The organism is Dyella thiooxydans (assembly GCF_001641285.1).
GTDB classification, from domain to species: Bacteria; Pseudomonadota; Gammaproteobacteria; order Xanthomonadales; family Rhodanobacteraceae; genus Dyella_A; species Dyella_A thiooxydans.
The window spans coordinates 2,210,147-2,224,092 of sequence record NZ_CP014841.1 but is presented as its reverse complement, the minus strand read 5'-3'; the positions used below and the strand labels follow the sequence as shown (position 1 = coordinate 2,224,092).

Sequence of the window (13,946 nt, the reverse complement as noted above, 5' to 3'; positions counted from 1 at the left end):
CCTTCGCTCGTGTCTCAATGGCAATGCAAGTTCCGGAGAGCCTGATGGCGAACGAAGTCGTCGACCATGGTCGCCGCCGCTTCCTCACCGCAACCACTGCGGTGGTTGGTGGTGCGGGAGTCGTGGTAGCAGCCGTGCCTTTCATCAAGACCTGGGAGCCCAGCGCACGCGCGAAGGCCGCCGGTGCCCCGGTGACCGTGGACATCAGCAAGGTCGAGCTCGGCCAGAAGGTGACCTATCCCTGGCGCAGCCTGCCGGTGTTCGTGGTCAACCGCACGCCTGCCCAGCTGGCGGCGCTGCCGAAGGTGGACTCCCGTCTGGTCGATCCCAAGTCGGACGGCACTTCGGCCGCGCAGCAGCCCAAGTACGCACAGAACGAGACGCGCTCGATCAAGCCGGAGTGGCTGGTGGTGATCGGCATCTGCACCCACCTGGGCTGCGTGCCGGACTTCTTCCCCGAGATCAAGCCCGAGCCGTTCGATCCGAACTGGGAAGGCGGCTTCTACTGCCCCTGCCACAAGTCGCGCTATGACATGGCCGGCCGCGTCTTCAGCGGCGTTCCCGCGCCGAAGAACCTGCAGGTGCCGCCGTATCACTTCGTGAACGACACCACCATCCAGATTGGCGTGGATCCGAAGGAGGCCGGCTGATGGCTAACGTCTTCACCCGCATCGGCGACTGGGTCAACGAGCGCGCGCCGAACATGATGCCTGCCTACCGCAAGCACATGACCGAGTACTACGCGCCGAAGAACTTCAATCTCTGGTACTACTTCGGCTCGCTGGCGATCCTGGTGCTGGTCAACCAGATCGTCACCGGCATCTTCCTCACCATGAACTACAAGACCAGCGCGGCGGAAGCGTTCGCCTCGGTCGAGTACATCATGCGCGACGTGGAGTGGGGCTGGCTGATCCGCTACATGCACTCCACCGGTGCCTCGCTGTTCTTCGTGGTGGTGTTCCTGCACATGTTCCGCGGCCTGATGTACGGCTCGTTCAAGAAGCCGCGCGAGCTGGTGTGGATCCTCGGCATGCTGATCTTCCTGGCGCTGATGGCCGAGGCCTTCATGGGCTACGTGCTGCCGTGGGGCAACATGTCGTTCTGGGGCGCCAAGGTGATCATCTCGCTGTTCGGCACCATCCCCTACATCGGCGACTCGCTGGTGCAGTGGATCATGGGCGACTACATCCCGGCCGACGCCACGCTCAACCGCTTCTTCGCGCTGCACGTGATCGCGCTGCCGCTGGTACTGCTGCTGCTGGTGGTGCTGCATATCGCCGCACTGCACGAGGTGGGGTCGAACAATCCGGATGGCGTGGAGATCAAGAAGGGGCCGAAGGGCAACCGCTGGGATGCGCTGAAGCCGGCCGACGGCATTCCCTTCCATCCGTACTACACGGTGAAGGACCTGTTCGGTGCGGGCTTCTTCCTGATGATCGCCGCCTTCATCATCTTCTTCGCGCCGACCTTCGGCGGCTGGTTCCTCGAGCACGACAACTTCATCCCGGCCAACAACCTGGTGACGCCGTCGCATATCAAGCCGGTGTGGTACTTCACTCCGTTCTACGCGATTCTGCGCATGATCCCCTCGTTCTTCGGCACTGCCGTGTGGGGCGTGCTGGGGATGTTCGGCGCGATCGCGCTGCTGTTCGCGCTGCCGTGGATCGACGTTGGCCAGGTCAAGTCGATCCGCTACCGCGGCACCGGTTTCAAGGTGGCGCTGGGGCTGTTCGTGCTGTCCTTCATCATGCTCGGCGCCGTGGGTGCCGGTGTGACGGCCGAGGTGATTCCCGCATGGTTCGGCAACGTCGACGTGACGTTCTGGGAAAACCTGTTCGGGCGCGCGATGACCTTGTTGTATTTCGGTTTCTTCGTCTTCCTCGGGTTCTACACGCGCCTGGGCTGGGAGAAGACCAAGCCGGTTCCGGAACGGGTGACGATGCATGACTAAGCGCTATTTCTCCTCCATCGCGCTGGCCTTCGGCCTGCTGGTCGGCAGCACCTCGGTGCTCGCCGCCGAAGGTCCCGAGCTGCCCAAGGCCGGCAACAACATCAGCGACCAGGCGTCGCTGCAGCGTGGCGCCAAGCTGTTCTTCAACTATTGCGTGGGCTGCCACTCGATCAAGTTCATGCGTTACTCGCGGATCGGCGAGGACCTGGGCCTGACCGAGCAGGAGGTCATGCAGAACCTCAACTTCACCGGCGTCAACTACGGGCAGACGATCGAGTCGCACATGCCGCCGGAAGATGCGGCGAAGTGGTTCGGCAAGGCGCCGCCGGACCTCTCACTCGAGGTGCGTGCCAAGACCGCCGACTGGGTCAATGCCTACCTCAATTCGTTCTACCTCGATCCGAGTCGTCCGGTCGGCTGGAACAACACCGTGTTCCCGAACGCTTCGATGCCGAACCCGCTCTGGGAGCTGCAGGGCATCCAGACCGCGGTGCGGAAGGACGGCAGCGAAGAGGTCGAGAAGCTCGAGTTGTCCAAGCCCGGCAAAATGACCCCGGAGCAGTACCAGCAGGCCACCCGAGACCTGACCAACTTCCTCGAGTATGTATCCGAGCCGGCAGCGCTGCAGCGCAAGCACTACGGCATCTGGGTGCTGTTGTTCCTGGCGGGTTTCACTCTCCTGGCCTACATGCTCAAGAAGGAATACTGGAAGGACGTCCACTGACCGCAAGGTTGGAGGGCACGCATGCGGCGGCCTCCGGGCCGCCGCATTCCGTTGTCTGAAGGGGAGATCGCGCATGGTTCAAAGCGCCCGCTCGCGTACGGTGCTCACTCTTTACACCACGGCGGATGACATCCAGTGTCATCGTGTCCGCCTGCTGCTCGCCGCGAAGGGCGTCAGCTACGAGCGGGTGATGGTCGAGCCGGGCCAGCCGCCCGAGGATCTGGTCGACCTGAACCCCTATGCCGGCACGCCGACCCTGGTCGACCGTGACCTCGTTCTCTACGACACTTCGGTGATCTGCGAATACCTCGACGAGCGCTATCCGCATCCTCCACTGATGCCGATCGATCCGCTTTCGCGCGCACGTCTGCGCCTTGCCGCGGTACGGATCGAGCGCGACTGGCTGCCGGAGGTGGACACGATTCGTGCCGGGGGTCGTCCCGCCGATGCCGCCCGGAAACGTCTACGAGAGCAGCTGCTGGCTTCGCTGCCGCTGTTCAAGGCGGCCCGGTTCTTCCTCAATCCGGAAATGAGCCTGGCCGATTGCCTGGTCGCGCCGGTAGTCTGGCGTCTGCCGTGGCTCGGCGTGGATCTTGGCAAGGAGGGGCGCCCGATAGTCGACTACGGCGAGCGTCTGTTCAACAGCCAAGGCTATACCCGAAGCCTCACCGCGGAAGAAAAGGCGATGCGACCCTGATGGGACAGTCCGACACACCTGCGATGAGCTCGAATCGCCCCTATCTGCTGCGGGCGATCTACGACTGGATCACCGACAACAATCTCACGCCCTACGTGCTGGTCGATGCGGCCCGGGAGGGCGTTCGCGTTCCGCCGCACGTGATCAAGAACGGCCAGGTCGTGCTCAACCTCGCAATGCGTGCGGTGGCCAATCTCGACCTTGGCAACGAGTGGATCAGCTTCCAGGCGCGCTTCTCCGGGGTGAGTCATTCCATTCTCGTCCCCGTATCTGCCGTGCTTGCGCTCTACGCACAGGAAAACGGCCAGGGGATGATGTTCCCCGCCGAGGACTCGGATGCCGAGCCACCGCCCTCTCCGCCGGATGGCGGGGAACCGGCAGGCGCACCCGAGCCTGCGCCGGACGACGACAAGCCCCGGCGTGGCGGTCACCTGCGTATCGTGAAATAGGTCGCCGGCCTCGGCGACTCAGTCGCCGGGCGGCATGCGCCGCCGGAGCGGGACGACATTGTCCGCGCGGGGTTGCCCTGCGGAGCTCTGTCGCGGCAGCGGAGGGGTGGTGTCCGGAAGCGCGTTGTCATTGGCGGGGACTCCGGCCAGCCAGTGGACGGTCGGCAGGCTCAGTCCGGTGACACGGCGGCCCTGCATCCAGATCCGGCCCGGCTCGCGGTCGTCGCCATCGATGCTGACTTCGAACGCATAGCCGTGCTCGAGCCCACGGCTTCCGTTGACCGTACGCAGTCGAAGCGAACGCAGGCCCACCGTCTCGTCCAGGAGCTGCAGGCCCTGCAGCTCGCAATGCCGCCGCGCCGCCGCCACGGCCAGTTCGCGGGCGCGGGCAAGCTCCATCCAGGCGGCCACTACGGCACCAAGGATCAGCAGCAGCGCGAGATCGTGCAAATTCCCCATGGCCGAAGTGTGTGTGCGCGCCACCCGGTTCGCAAGGTGGCGCGGGGCGGCACTTCAGTCCAGGTGCAATCGCAGCGACAGGTCGATGGCGCGCACGTGCTTGGTCAGGGCGCCGACTGAAATGAAGTCCACCCCGGTGGTGGCTATCTCGCGAATCGTGGCGAGCTCCACGTTGCCGGAAACCTCCAGTGGAACCCGGCCGCCGGCGACGTTGACGGCTTGCCGCATGGAGGCCAGGTCGAAGTTGTCCAGCATCACGCGGTCGACGCCGGCGGACAGGGCCTGGTCGAGTTCCTCGAGGGTCTCCGCCTCGACCTCCAGCGGAAGTCCGGGATGCAGCCGGCGCGCTGCGGCGACAGCGGCAGCGATGCCGCCCGCGGCGATGATGTGGTTCTCCTTGATCAACACGCCATCGTAGAGGCCGATGCGATGGTTGACGCCCCCCCCGCAGCGCACGGCGTATTTCTGCGCAAGCCGCAGGCCTGGGACGGTCTTGCGTGTATCGAGCAGCCGGGTACCGGTGCCGGCCAGCGCGGCCGCATAGGCGGCCGTCGTCGTCGCGGTGCCAGAGAGCAGCTGCAGGAAATTGAGGGCGGAGCGCTCCGCCGTCACCAGTGCCCTCGCGCGGCCGGAGATCTCGCAGAGCTTGGCGCCGGCGGGCACGGCGTCACCGTCGTCGAAGAACCACTCGATCGAGACAGCGGGGTCGCGCGCCCGGAAGCAGGCATCGAACCAGGGCCTCCCGGCGAGCACGGCCGGCTCGCGGCAGGTCAGCGTGGCACGGGCCGTGGACTCCGCCGGGAGTAGTTCGGCGGTGGCGTCTCCGTCGCCGACGTCCTCGGAAAATGCCCGTTCGATATCAGAAAGAATCTGCTCCCGTGAGGGGGCGGAGAAGCGTCCCGCCTGGGTCATTCCTGCTCCGTCGTCGTGGCCGGCTGGCTGAGCTTGCCGACGATGGCATCCATGGCCCGGTCGAACAGGGCGTTGGACGCCAGGACACTGGCCCGTCCCTCGGCCAGGGTTGCGGCGAGCTCCTGTGGGGAATAGTCGCCAACCTTCAATCCGCGGCGGTTCACGAACAGATAGCGACCGCTCATCGGGCTGATCCAGGAGAGCTTGGCCCGCTCCGGAGCCCCTTCCGCAGGCTTGAACTCCAGCCAGATCCCGGGCCGCATCGCCTGCACCTGTTCGAGCTGCGCGCGCATCTCGGGCGGCAGGATTTCCAACTGCTCCGCGGTATCTTCCGGCGTCAGTGGCGCCGTGTCCGGAACATTCTCCACCAGCGACTGGATGCTCTCCGGTATCGCCGGCGTCACGACCTCCCGGGGGGCGGTGGCGGGGGCTTCGCCCAGCTGTCCGGCGTAATGGGAGCGCAACTGATCGAGCAGGCGTTCGACGTCGTGCTCCTGGAAGGCAACGTTGGCCAGTCCCTTGCGCAGCGCCCGCTCGATGTTGGGCAGCATTTGCCGCAGCGTCTCGCGTCCGTTGGCATCCTTCGGCAACCGGGTGCTCGCCACCAGCTCGTTGACGAAGCGCAGCGCCTCGGCGAACTCGGGCGAGTCGTCGCCCTGCCGCAGCAGGATCAGCACCAGGTAGTTTGCCCAGGCGCGTGCGAGCACGCCGTGCATGAGCGGCGGCAATGGCTTGCCGTCGATGCGGTCGAGGATTTCCCGGGCCGCACGCCGGCGTGCCTGTTCCAGCTTCTCGCGACCGCGGGTCGATTCAGCCACCCGCTGTTCTGCCAGCTCGGCACGCTTGCGCGCGAGATCCTGGAACTCCTGCAGCTCGCCGAGCAGCCGGTCGAAGATACCCATGTCGTCGTCGAACTCGTTCAGCAGCTGCTCGACGACGGACTTGATCTTGTCGTATAGGCGGCGGTCCTTGTCGGACTCCTCCGACCAGCCCTTGGCGGCATCGGCGAGGCTGTCGAGCAGACGGCGCGCGGGATGCTGGCGATGCGCGAACAGCTTGCGGTCGAGGATTGCGGCCTTGAGGTAAGGAATCTGCAGACGGGCAAGCAGCACCTGCATCTGCGGAGGCAGATTCCGGTCCTCGAGGATGAACTCGAACAGCATGCCCACCAGGTCGATGGTGTCCTCGTCGATGGAGGACACGTGACTGGGTCGTTCGCCTCGCAGGGCCCCGATCTGGTTGAGCAGATGGTCCTTCAGGTGGGCGACTTCGGCGGAAATGTCGCCGGCGCCACTCTCTCCGATGGCGGGCAGGCCGTGGCTGACGATCTGGCCCTGCAGCACGCTCAGGGCGCCGAGCAGTTCGTTCGCCGTGGGAATCGACTGCGGGCCCAGCGTGACGGACGACGAGCCGACGCCATGACCGCGACGCGCCGTAAACAGGGCCTGGAGGGTGGTCAGGATGTTGCCGGCCTCGTCGGTGGCCGAGCTCGCCGCCGCGGGGTGGTCTTCACCCACCGCCTGCGCGCGAGGTGCACTGGCCGTGCGGGCGACGGCACCGCGTGCGTGCTCGTGCCTGAGGTTGGGGAGCACCCCGGCCTTGGCCAGGAGATCGTTCAGTTCGCCGTAGAGCTCTTCCATGCCGGAGAGGACATAACGGTCGAACAGCTTGTAGATGATCAGCTTGACGCGCATGTCCGCCTGCAGCTCGCGCATCGCCTGGCGGAATGCCTGGGTCAGCACGGCCGGTCCCACCGGGCTGGTGACCTCGGAGACCTGGATGCCGCCGCAGATGACGGCCAGCCGCTGGTTCACTGCGAACAGGTCGCGCGCAAGGCGGGACTCGTTCTTGCTGATCATGCTGGTGATGGCGAGCGATTCCTCCAGCTCGTTGTCGGCCACCAGGGTGAGCTCCACCGCGCCGAGCGTCTCGGCCTCGACCGGGGGCTTGCGGCGTTGCGCGGCGAAGTCGGTCAGCTCCCGGCTGAACTGGGCGAGGTAGCTGCGCTCCACCGCCGGCCGACGCTTGCGCACTTCCCGCATGCCGTCGAAATAGTGCATCTGGGCGGCGTTGTTCTCCGCCTTCTCGGCCAGGTCGAACAGCGCATCGTCGACGTGCTCGAACATGTTGCCGAGAAGCTGCTGCAGCCGGCGACTGGAAGTGTCCCGTACCGCATGCAGCAGATCACCGCCGCGCTCCGGCGCGTTGGGATGCTGGTTCAGGTTGACGATCCTGCTCGGTTCGATCGCGTCTTTCATCGCCGCCCCCTGGGGCGTTGGCCGCCTGGACAGTCGCGCCCGCCATGGGCGCAAGCCGTTTCACGATAAGCCCAAAAGCCACCCCAAACCATGTGTCAGCCCGCAGTTTTCCGATTACTCGTGCGGGAAATCGGCGATCTGCAGGGTGCCGATGCCCTCCTCGGGAAGCATCACCGGAATCCCGTCCTCGACCCGATACACCACCTTGCGGTCGACGGTGATCAGTGCCTCGGCGACCTTTGCCGTGACCGGCGTCCCCGCGACCGTCACCAGTTGCCCGGCGGCGACCGTGCGATTGATGCTGTCCAGCTCGCTCCGGGTGGCCGGTCGGATGGGAGTCTTGCTGACCGGGCAGCACAGGATGTCGAGCAGGCGCTTGTCCATGGGTCGGGATGTAGGGCGGCGGGAAAGCTTTTACAATAGCGGTTTTTGGATGGCCCAGCCATGACGATTACCGCCGTGCCGCCGCGGGTGGGCGTGGTCATGGGATCCCGGTCCGACTGGGAAACCATGCAGCACGCCGCCGACTACCTGACCCAGTTGGGCGTGCCCCACGAGGTCCAGGTGGTTTCCGCCCACCGCACCCCGGATCTGCTGTTCCGTTATGCCGATGAGGCGGTGGGACGCGGGATCCAGGTGATCATTGCCGGTGCCGGCGGCGCCGCCCACCTGCCGGGCATGCTGGCGGCAAAGACCCGGTTGCCGGTGTTCGGCGTGCCGGTGCAGTCGAAGGCGCTCAACGGGATGGACTCCCTGCTGTCGATCGCGCAGATGCCGGCGGGCATCCCGGTCGGGACCCTGGCGATCGGCCGGGCCGGTGCGGTGAATGCCGCGCTGCTGGCGGCGGCCGTGCTGGCGCTTCATGATCCCGAGCTGGCCCGGGCGCTCGAGGCGTTCCGCGACAACCAGACCCGCCAGGTGCTGAACCACCCGGATCCGCGCGCATGAGCGATCGTCGACAGCCGGTGCTCGGCATCCTTGGGGGTGGCCAGTTGGCGCGGATGCTTACGCTCGCCGCGGCTCCGCTGGGCATCAAGACGCTGGTGGTCGATACCTCCGCCGAGGCCTGCGCCGGCCAGGTGGCGCCGCTGATCGTGGCCGACTGGTCCGATCACGAGGCGCTGGCGGAGTTCGCCAGCCACGTCGACGCGGTCACCTTCGACTTCGAGAACGTGCCGGCGAGTACTGCCGAGTGGCTCGCCGGGCGGGTGGCGGTCTACCCCAATCCGGGGGCGCTGGCGGTGGCGCAGGACCGGCTGACCGAGAAGACCCTTTTCCGCGAGTGCGGCCTGGCCACGCCCGAGTTCGTCGCCGTGGATACCCGCGAGGACCTGGATCGCGCGCTCGCCGTCACCGGCGCCCCGGCGATTCTCAAGACCCGGCGTCTGGGCTACGACGGCAAGGGCCAATTCCGCCTGCGCTCGGGCGCCGATGCCGATGCGGCCTGGGAGGCGCTTGGCGCCCAGGCGGCAATCCATGGCCTGATCCTCGAGGCCTTCGTCCCATTCGAGCGCGAGTTGTCGGTGATTGCCGTGCGTGGTCGCGATGGCGAATTCCGCACCTGGCCGCTGACGCGCAACTGGCACACCGATGGTGTGCTCAGCCTCAGCCTGGCGCCCGCGCCGGACATCGAGGCGCTGCAGCCGCGCGCCACCGCGCTGGCCCGGAAGCTGGCCGAGCGGTTGGACTACGTCGGCGTGTTCGCGCTGGAGTTGTTCGTCAAGGACGGTGAGCTGCTGGGCAACGAGATGGCGCCACGGGTGCACAACTCGGGGCACTGGACGATCGAGGGAGCGCACGCCAGCCAGTTCGAGAACCATGTGCGGGCCGTGCTCGGATTGCCGCTGGGCGACACCGGGGCCCGTGGCGCGTCGCTGATGTTCAACTGGATCGGCGCGCTGCCGGATCCGGCGCCGGTGCTGTGCACCGTGGACGGCCATTGGCACGACTACGGCAAGCAGGCACGTCCGGGGCGCAAGGTGGGGCATGCCACGCTGTGCGCTCCGGATGCCCAAGCCCTGCTTGGTCGCGCCGAAGCGCTGGCCCAGACGATCGGCTGGGAGTCGGCGGTGGCGAGTGTGCGCGAAGCCTGCGGCGGCTGAGACGGCGACCTTGCGCATGCCGGGCACAAAAAAACGGAGCCGTTGACGGCTCCGTTTTTCATGACTGCCCGGAAGTCGGGAGTCAGGCCAGGTTCTTGGCCGCGAAGTCCCAGTTCACCAGGTTCCAGAAGGCCTCGATGTACTTCGGGCGGGCGTTGCGGTAGTCGACGTAGTAGGCGTGCTCCCATACGTCCATGGTGAACAGCGGCTTGTCGCTGCCGGTGATCGGCGTGGCGGCGTTGGAGGTGTTGACGATGCCGAGCGAGCCGTCCGGGCGCTGCACCAGCCAGGTCCAGCCCGAGCCGAAGTTGCCGGCGGCCGACTTGGAGAACTCCTCCTTGAACTTCTCGAACGAGCCGAACGCCTTGGTGATCGCGTCGGCCAGCTTGCCGGTCGGCTCGCCGCCGCCGTTGGGCTTCATCGAGTTCCAGTAGAAGGTGTGGTTCCAGACCTGGGCGGCGTTGTTGAAGGTGCCGCCGGAGGACTTTTTGACGATGTCCTCGAGCGCCGCGCCTTCGAACTCGGTGCCCTTGATCAGGTTGTTGAGGTTGGTGACGTAGGCCTGGTGGTGCTTGCCGTAGTGGTACTCCAGCGTCTCGGCCGAGATATGCGGCTCGAGGGCGTTCTTTTCGTAGGGCAGGGCGGGTAGTTCGATCGCCATGGCGATGGCTCCTTGACGTTGGCTGGAAAGGGGGGAAAGGGAGTGGCCGCCCCCGAGCGTGGCCGGGGAAGCGGCTGATACACTAGCGGCTTGCCTGCATTGTAGTGATGAAATCCAGAGCTATGGACGTTAACGAACGAATCAAGGCGGTGCTCGCCGAGCACTCCATGGTGCTCTTCATGAAGGGCACGCCGCAGTTCCCCATGTGTGGATTCTCCAGTCGCGCGGTGCAGGCGTTGCAGGCCGCCGGAGCCGCGTTCCACGCGGTCAACGTGCTGGCCGACCCCGAGGTGCGTGCCGCGCTGCCGCACTACGCCAACTGGCCGACCTTTCCGCAGCTCTACATCCAGGGCGAGCTGATCGGTGGTTGCGACATCATCGAGGACCTGCAGGTGGCCGGCGAGCTCGAGCGCATGGCCCAGGACGTGGCCGGGGTCGTGCACTGATGGCCTTGCCGCTGGTCCGCCTGCCGGTCGACGAAGTGCCGGCAGGGTTGCTTGCCGGAAGGGTCGTGCTGGTGACCGGAGCCTATGGCGGCCTCGGCTCGGCGGTCGCCAAGGCTGCTGCGCGCGCAGGGGCCACGGTGATCCTCGCCGGCCGCCGCAAGCGCCAACTCGAACAGCTCTATGACGAAATGGTGCGGGCCGGGCTGCCGGAGCCGGTGATCCATCCGGTCGATCTGGAGGTCGCCACCCCGGTCGACTACGAAGCGCTTGCCGATGCGGTGGAGCGTGATCTGGGGCGACTCGACGGCATCGTGCACGCCGCGGTCAGCTTCACCGGGTTGACGCCGCTGGCGATGCACAAGCCCGATCACTTCCTGCGCGCGATGCACGTCAACGTGTCGGCGCCGTTCGCGATCACCCAGGCCTGCCTGCCCCTGCTCAAGCGGGCGGACGACAGCGCGGTGGTGTTCGTGCTGGACGATCCGGATCTGCTGTCGCGCGCCCACTGGGGCGCCTACGGTGCCTCCAAGGCGGCGCTCGAGCGGATGGCCGCGATCCTCCACGAGGAGCACGACAAGGGTGGCTTCCGGGTGCAGGCGATATTGCCGGCGCCGATGCGCACGGCGCTGCGCCGCGAGGCGTATTTCGGCGAGGACACGCTGAAGCAGCCGCCGCCGGATGCCACCGCGGCGGCCATCGTCCATCTGCTCGGCCCCGGCGGCGGTGCCGCACGCGGCGCCGTGCTCGATCTTCGCAAGCATTGATCCATGTCCGGCCCGGGCGCCGGATGCCACGCAATACCGAGGTTTATTCGATGGAAACGCAGATGACCACGTTGTCGGCGGGAATCCTGCTGTTCCTGATCATGGATCCGCTGGGCAACATCCCGTTCTTCCTCAGCCTGCTCAAGGACGTGCCGCCGCGTCGCCGGCGGATCGTGATGGTGCGCGAGCTGCTGATCGCGCTGGGCGTGCTGCTCGGCTTCCTGGTCGGCGGACAGCTGATCCTGAAGGCGCTGCAGCTCCGGCAGGAGTCGATCAGCATCGCCGGTGGCATCGTGCTGTTCCTGATCGGCATCCGGATGGTATTCCCGCCGGCCGATGGCGGCGGCATCTTCGGCAAGCCGGGTCAGGCCGAGCCGTTCATCGTGCCGATGGCGATCCCTGGCGTGGCTGGGCCATCGGCGATGGCTGCGCTGTTGCTGCTGACCAACACCCAGCCGGGCCGCACCGCGGATTGGGCGACCGCGCTGGTGCTGGCCTGGCTGGCGACCTCGGTGATCCTGCTCAGCTCCACCTACCTGTTCCGCTGGCTGGGCGAGAGCGTGCTGACCGCGCTGGAGCGGGTGATGGGCATGCTGCTGATCGCCCTGTCGGTGCAGATGTTCCTGGGCGGCGTGGCGGCCTACCTGCACCTGACTGTCTGAACCGTTCCAGTCTGCGGCGGCCCGCCGCAGACATTTGCGGGTTTCGAGCGGCTGTCATAATTGGACGCCAGCATGTAGGCAGTCCAAGGAGATGGTCATGCTCAGCATCGACAAGAGCCTTACCGAACGCTTGCCCTGGCTCGCCCAGCATCCCCGCCTGCGCCGTCCCGTCGCGGGCATGCTGGGGCGGCTGGCGGACGAGGCCGGGTTCAACCGTGCCCTGATCGCCTCTGGCGGCGTCGAGGGACTGCCTTTCGTCAGCCGTGCCCTCGGGGTCCTGGGTGCCAGCTACCGGGTCAACCCGGACGGCCGCGAGAACATCCCCGTGGATGGTCCTCTGGTCGTGGCGGCCAACCATCCGCTGGGGATCGTGGATGCGCTGGCCCTGCTGGATCTGGTCGGTTCGGTGCGCCCCGACGTGAAGATCCTGGGCAACGACTGGCTCACCCTGGTCGAACCGTTGCGTCCGCTGCTGTTGCCGGTGGACGTGTTCGGCAAGGGCGCCGCCTCGAAGCTCCGCGACATCTACCGCGCGCTGGACAACGGCGAGGCGTTGATCGTCTTCCCGGCTGGCGAAGTGTCTCGCCTGCGTGCCGACGGCCTCAGGGACGGCCGCTGGTCGGACGGTTTCGCCCGGCTGGCCCTTCGCAGCCGGGCGCCGGTGCTGCCGGTGCACGTCGCTGCGCGCAATTCCGCGATGTTCTACGGCGTCTCGATGCTGGCCAAGCCGTTGTCGACGGCGATGCTCCCCCGCGAGGCGGTGTCGCCGGCGGGTCACCGCATCGGTTTCACCGTCGGCGCACTGGTGGGTGCCGACGAGCTCGATCAGCGCAGCGGCGGCGATCCGGTCCGGGCGGCGAAACTCATGCGCCGGCATGTCTATCGGGTGGCTCGTCGACGCGGGCTGCTCTTCGGTGGGCAGGCACCGCTGGCTTTGCCGGAGCCCCCCGAACAGGTCGCCGAGGCGCTGGCATCGCGTGCGGACAAGCTCGCCGATCTGCCGGACGGCAAGCAACTCATGCTCTTCCAGGGCGAGGCCGACAGCGTGGTGATGTGCGAAATCGGTCGGTTGCGCGAACTTACTTTCCGCAAGGTCGGTGAGGGCACCGGCGCCCGCTGCGATCTCGACGCCTATGACGCCTACTACGAGCATCTGGTGCTCTGGGACCCGGAACCGCAACGCATCGTCGGCTCCTATCGGTTCGGCCATGGCGGACGCATCATCGCCGAGCGCGGACTGGCCGCCCTCTACACCTCCAGCCTGTTCACCTACTCGCCAGCCCTCGAGTCCCGTCTCGCACAGGGGTTGGAGCTGGGTCGAAGCTTCATCGCCCCGGCCTACTGGAAATCGCGTGCGCTGGATCAGCTGTGGCAAGGCATCGGCCTGTACCTGCAGCGTCACGGGGATCTGCGCTATCTGTTCGGGCCGGTCAGCATGTCGGTCAATCTGCCACGCGAGGCGCGGGAGTGGATCGCAGCGGCGCACCGGCACTATTTCGGCGCGCCGGGGCTGGCGTCGGCACGGCAGCCTTTCGTGGTGTCCGACGGGGTGCTGGATACCGTCCGTGCCACCCTCGACGGTCTTGCTCCCGCCGAGGGGCTGGGCAAGCTCAAGCACCATCTCGATGCGCTGGGCGTGAGCCTGCCGGTGCTTTACCGGCAGTACGTCGACCTGGTCGAGCCTCAGGGCGTCCAGTTTCTGGATTTCGGCGAGGATCCGGGCTTTTCCGGCTGCGTCGACGGACTGGTCATGCTCGATCTGGCGAACCTCAAGCCGGCCAAGCGCGCCCGTTATCTGGGGCGGCGCTGAGTCGTCCCGCCCCCGGCGGCGCGGCGTGTTGTCCACGCGAAGTGAAACCGT

16 protein-coding genes are annotated in these 13,946 nt (G+C 66.7%); 11 read left to right on the top strand and 5 right to left on the bottom strand.

Annotated elements, in window-relative coordinates; genetic code table 11:
- Positions 1-44 precede the first annotated feature (44 nt).
- From petA to ATSB10_RS10175, 5 genes are all read left to right on the top strand, one after another.
- Positions 45-650, top strand: coding sequence for a ubiquinol-cytochrome c reductase iron-sulfur subunit (gene petA, locus ATSB10_RS10195; protein WP_063672537.1), 606 nt, complete (start codon positions 45-47; stop codon positions 648-650).
- Positions 650-1,951 carry a cytochrome b gene (locus ATSB10_RS10190; protein ID WP_063672535.1) on the top strand — a complete coding sequence of 434 codons (1,302 nt, stop codon included), beginning with the start codon at positions 650-652 and terminating at the stop codon, positions 1,949-1,951. The genes petA and ATSB10_RS10190 overlap by 1 nt, the downstream gene beginning before the upstream one ends.
- A complete protein-coding gene (locus tag ATSB10_RS10185) occupies positions 1,944-2,675 on the top strand; it encodes a cytochrome c1 (RefSeq protein WP_063672533.1) in 732 nt (243 codons plus the stop codon). Before ATSB10_RS10190 ends, ATSB10_RS10185 begins: the two co-directional genes overlap by 8 nt.
- Before the next feature lie 73 nt (positions 2,676-2,748).
- Positions 2,749-3,372: a glutathione S-transferase N-terminal domain-containing protein gene (locus ATSB10_RS10180; protein ID WP_063672531.1), complete on the top strand. Its 624-nt coding sequence runs from the start codon at positions 2,749-2,751 to the stop codon at positions 3,370-3,372.
- Positions 3,373-3,395: 23 nt separating this feature from the next.
- Complete coding sequence (locus tag ATSB10_RS10175; RefSeq protein WP_157469190.1) at positions 3,396-3,821, top strand: ClpXP protease specificity-enhancing factor; 426 nt, start codon at positions 3,396-3,398, stop codon at positions 3,819-3,821.
- Positions 3,822-3,839: 18 nt separating this feature from the next.
- Here the strand turns inward: ATSB10_RS10175 and ATSB10_RS10170 are convergent, their stop codons facing one another.
- From ATSB10_RS10170 to ATSB10_RS10155, 4 genes are all read right to left on the bottom strand, one after another.
- The gene (locus ATSB10_RS10170; RefSeq protein ID WP_063672527.1) at positions 3,840-4,280 is read right to left on the bottom strand and encodes a DUF3301 domain-containing protein; all 441 of its coding nucleotides are present in this window, start codon (positions 4,278-4,280) and stop codon (positions 3,840-3,842) included.
- A gap of 54 nt (positions 4,281-4,334) precedes the next feature.
- A complete protein-coding gene (gene nadC, locus ATSB10_RS10165) occupies positions 4,335-5,192 on the bottom strand; it encodes a carboxylating nicotinate-nucleotide diphosphorylase (protein WP_063672525.1) in 858 nt (285 codons plus the stop codon).
- Positions 5,189-7,450: a DUF1631 domain-containing protein gene (locus ATSB10_RS10160; protein ID WP_063672523.1), complete on the bottom strand. Its 2,262-nt coding sequence runs from the start codon at positions 7,448-7,450 to the stop codon at positions 5,189-5,191. Before ATSB10_RS10160 ends, nadC begins: the two co-directional genes overlap by 4 nt.
- Positions 7,451-7,564: 114 nt before the next feature.
- Positions 7,565-7,834 carry a Trm112 family protein gene (locus ATSB10_RS10155; protein WP_063672521.1) on the bottom strand — a complete coding sequence of 90 codons (270 nt, stop codon included), beginning with the start codon at positions 7,832-7,834 and terminating at the stop codon, positions 7,565-7,567.
- A 60-nt stretch (positions 7,835-7,894) separates the two neighbouring features.
- Between ATSB10_RS10155 and purE the strand changes: the two genes are divergently transcribed.
- Together purE and ATSB10_RS10145 are read left to right on the top strand one after the other, a co-directional pair.
- Complete coding sequence (purE, locus tag ATSB10_RS10150; protein ID WP_063672520.1) at positions 7,895-8,398, top strand: 5-(carboxyamino)imidazole ribonucleotide mutase; 504 nt, start codon at positions 7,895-7,897, stop codon at positions 8,396-8,398.
- Entirely contained in the window at positions 8,395-9,552 is a 1,158-nt protein-coding gene (locus tag ATSB10_RS10145) for a 5-(carboxyamino)imidazole ribonucleotide synthase (RefSeq protein WP_063672518.1), read from the top strand. The genes purE and ATSB10_RS10145 overlap by 4 nt, the downstream gene beginning before the upstream one ends.
- A gap of 82 nt (positions 9,553-9,634) precedes the next feature.
- Here ATSB10_RS10145 and sodB read toward each other — a convergent pair whose 3' ends face one another.
- Positions 9,635-10,213: a superoxide dismutase [Fe] gene (gene sodB, locus ATSB10_RS10140; RefSeq protein ID WP_063672516.1), complete on the bottom strand. Its 579-nt coding sequence runs from the start codon at positions 10,211-10,213 to the stop codon at positions 9,635-9,637.
- Between the two features lie 122 nt (positions 10,214-10,335).
- On the opposite strand from sodB, the gene grxD reads away from it, so the two are divergent.
- From grxD to olsF, 4 genes are all read left to right on the top strand, one after another.
- Positions 10,336-10,659: a Grx4 family monothiol glutaredoxin gene (gene grxD / locus ATSB10_RS10135; RefSeq protein ID WP_063672514.1), complete on the top strand. Its 324-nt coding sequence runs from the start codon at positions 10,336-10,338 to the stop codon at positions 10,657-10,659.
- The gene (locus ATSB10_RS10130) at positions 10,659-11,423 is read left to right on the top strand and encodes an SDR family NAD(P)-dependent oxidoreductase (protein ID WP_063672512.1); all 765 of its coding nucleotides are present in this window, start codon (positions 10,659-10,661) and stop codon (positions 11,421-11,423) included. Before grxD ends, ATSB10_RS10130 begins: the two co-directional genes overlap by 1 nt.
- A gap of 62 nt (positions 11,424-11,485) precedes the next feature.
- Entirely contained in the window at positions 11,486-12,085 is a 600-nt protein-coding gene (locus ATSB10_RS10125) for a YhgN family NAAT transporter (RefSeq protein WP_063672510.1), read from the top strand.
- 97 nt (positions 12,086-12,182) lie between these two features.
- On the top strand, positions 12,183-13,895 hold the full coding sequence (gene olsF / locus ATSB10_RS10120; protein ID WP_063672508.1) for a bifunctional ornithine lipid synthase OlsF: 1,713 nt from the start codon (positions 12,183-12,185) through the stop codon (positions 13,893-13,895).
- The last annotated feature ends 51 nt before the right edge of the window (positions 13,896-13,946 follow it).

Coding starts and splice junctions, on each gene's coding strand:
- petA (WP_063672537.1), top strand. CDS start 45: ATGGCGAACGAAGTCGTCGACCATGGTCGCCGCCGCTTCCTCACCGCA.
- ATSB10_RS10190 (WP_063672535.1), top strand. CDS start 650: ATGGCTAACGTCTTCACCCGCATCGGCGACTGGGTCAACGAGCGCGCG.
- ATSB10_RS10185 (WP_063672533.1), top strand. CDS start 1,944: ATGACTAAGCGCTATTTCTCCTCCATCGCGCTGGCCTTCGGCCTGCTG.
- ATSB10_RS10180 (WP_063672531.1), top strand. CDS start 2,749: ATGGTTCAAAGCGCCCGCTCGCGTACGGTGCTCACTCTTTACACCACG.
- ATSB10_RS10175 (WP_157469190.1), top strand. CDS start 3,396: ATGAGCTCGAATCGCCCCTATCTGCTGCGGGCGATCTACGACTGGATC.
- ATSB10_RS10170 (WP_063672527.1), bottom strand. CDS start 4,280: ATGGGGAATTTGCACGATCTCGCGCTGCTGCTGATCCTTGGTGCCGTA.
- nadC (WP_063672525.1), bottom strand. CDS start 5,192: ATGACCCAGGCGGGACGCTTCTCCGCCCCCTCACGGGAGCAGATTCTT.
- ATSB10_RS10160 (WP_063672523.1), bottom strand. CDS start 7,450: ATGAAAGACGCGATCGAACCGAGCAGGATCGTCAACCTGAACCAGCAT.
- ATSB10_RS10155 (WP_063672521.1), bottom strand. CDS start 7,834: ATGGACAAGCGCCTGCTCGACATCCTGTGCTGCCCGGTCAGCAAGACT.
- purE (WP_063672520.1), top strand. CDS start 7,895: ATGACGATTACCGCCGTGCCGCCGCGGGTGGGCGTGGTCATGGGATCC.
- ATSB10_RS10145 (WP_063672518.1), top strand. CDS start 8,395: ATGAGCGATCGTCGACAGCCGGTGCTCGGCATCCTTGGGGGTGGCCAG.
- sodB (WP_063672516.1), bottom strand. CDS start 10,213: ATGGCGATCGAACTACCCGCCCTGCCCTACGAAAAGAACGCCCTCGAG.
- grxD (WP_063672514.1), top strand. CDS start 10,336: ATGGACGTTAACGAACGAATCAAGGCGGTGCTCGCCGAGCACTCCATG.
- ATSB10_RS10130 (WP_063672512.1), top strand. CDS start 10,659: ATGGCCTTGCCGCTGGTCCGCCTGCCGGTCGACGAAGTGCCGGCAGGG.
- ATSB10_RS10125 (WP_063672510.1), top strand. CDS start 11,486: ATGACCACGTTGTCGGCGGGAATCCTGCTGTTCCTGATCATGGATCCG.
- olsF (WP_063672508.1), top strand. CDS start 12,183: ATGCTCAGCATCGACAAGAGCCTTACCGAACGCTTGCCCTGGCTCGCC.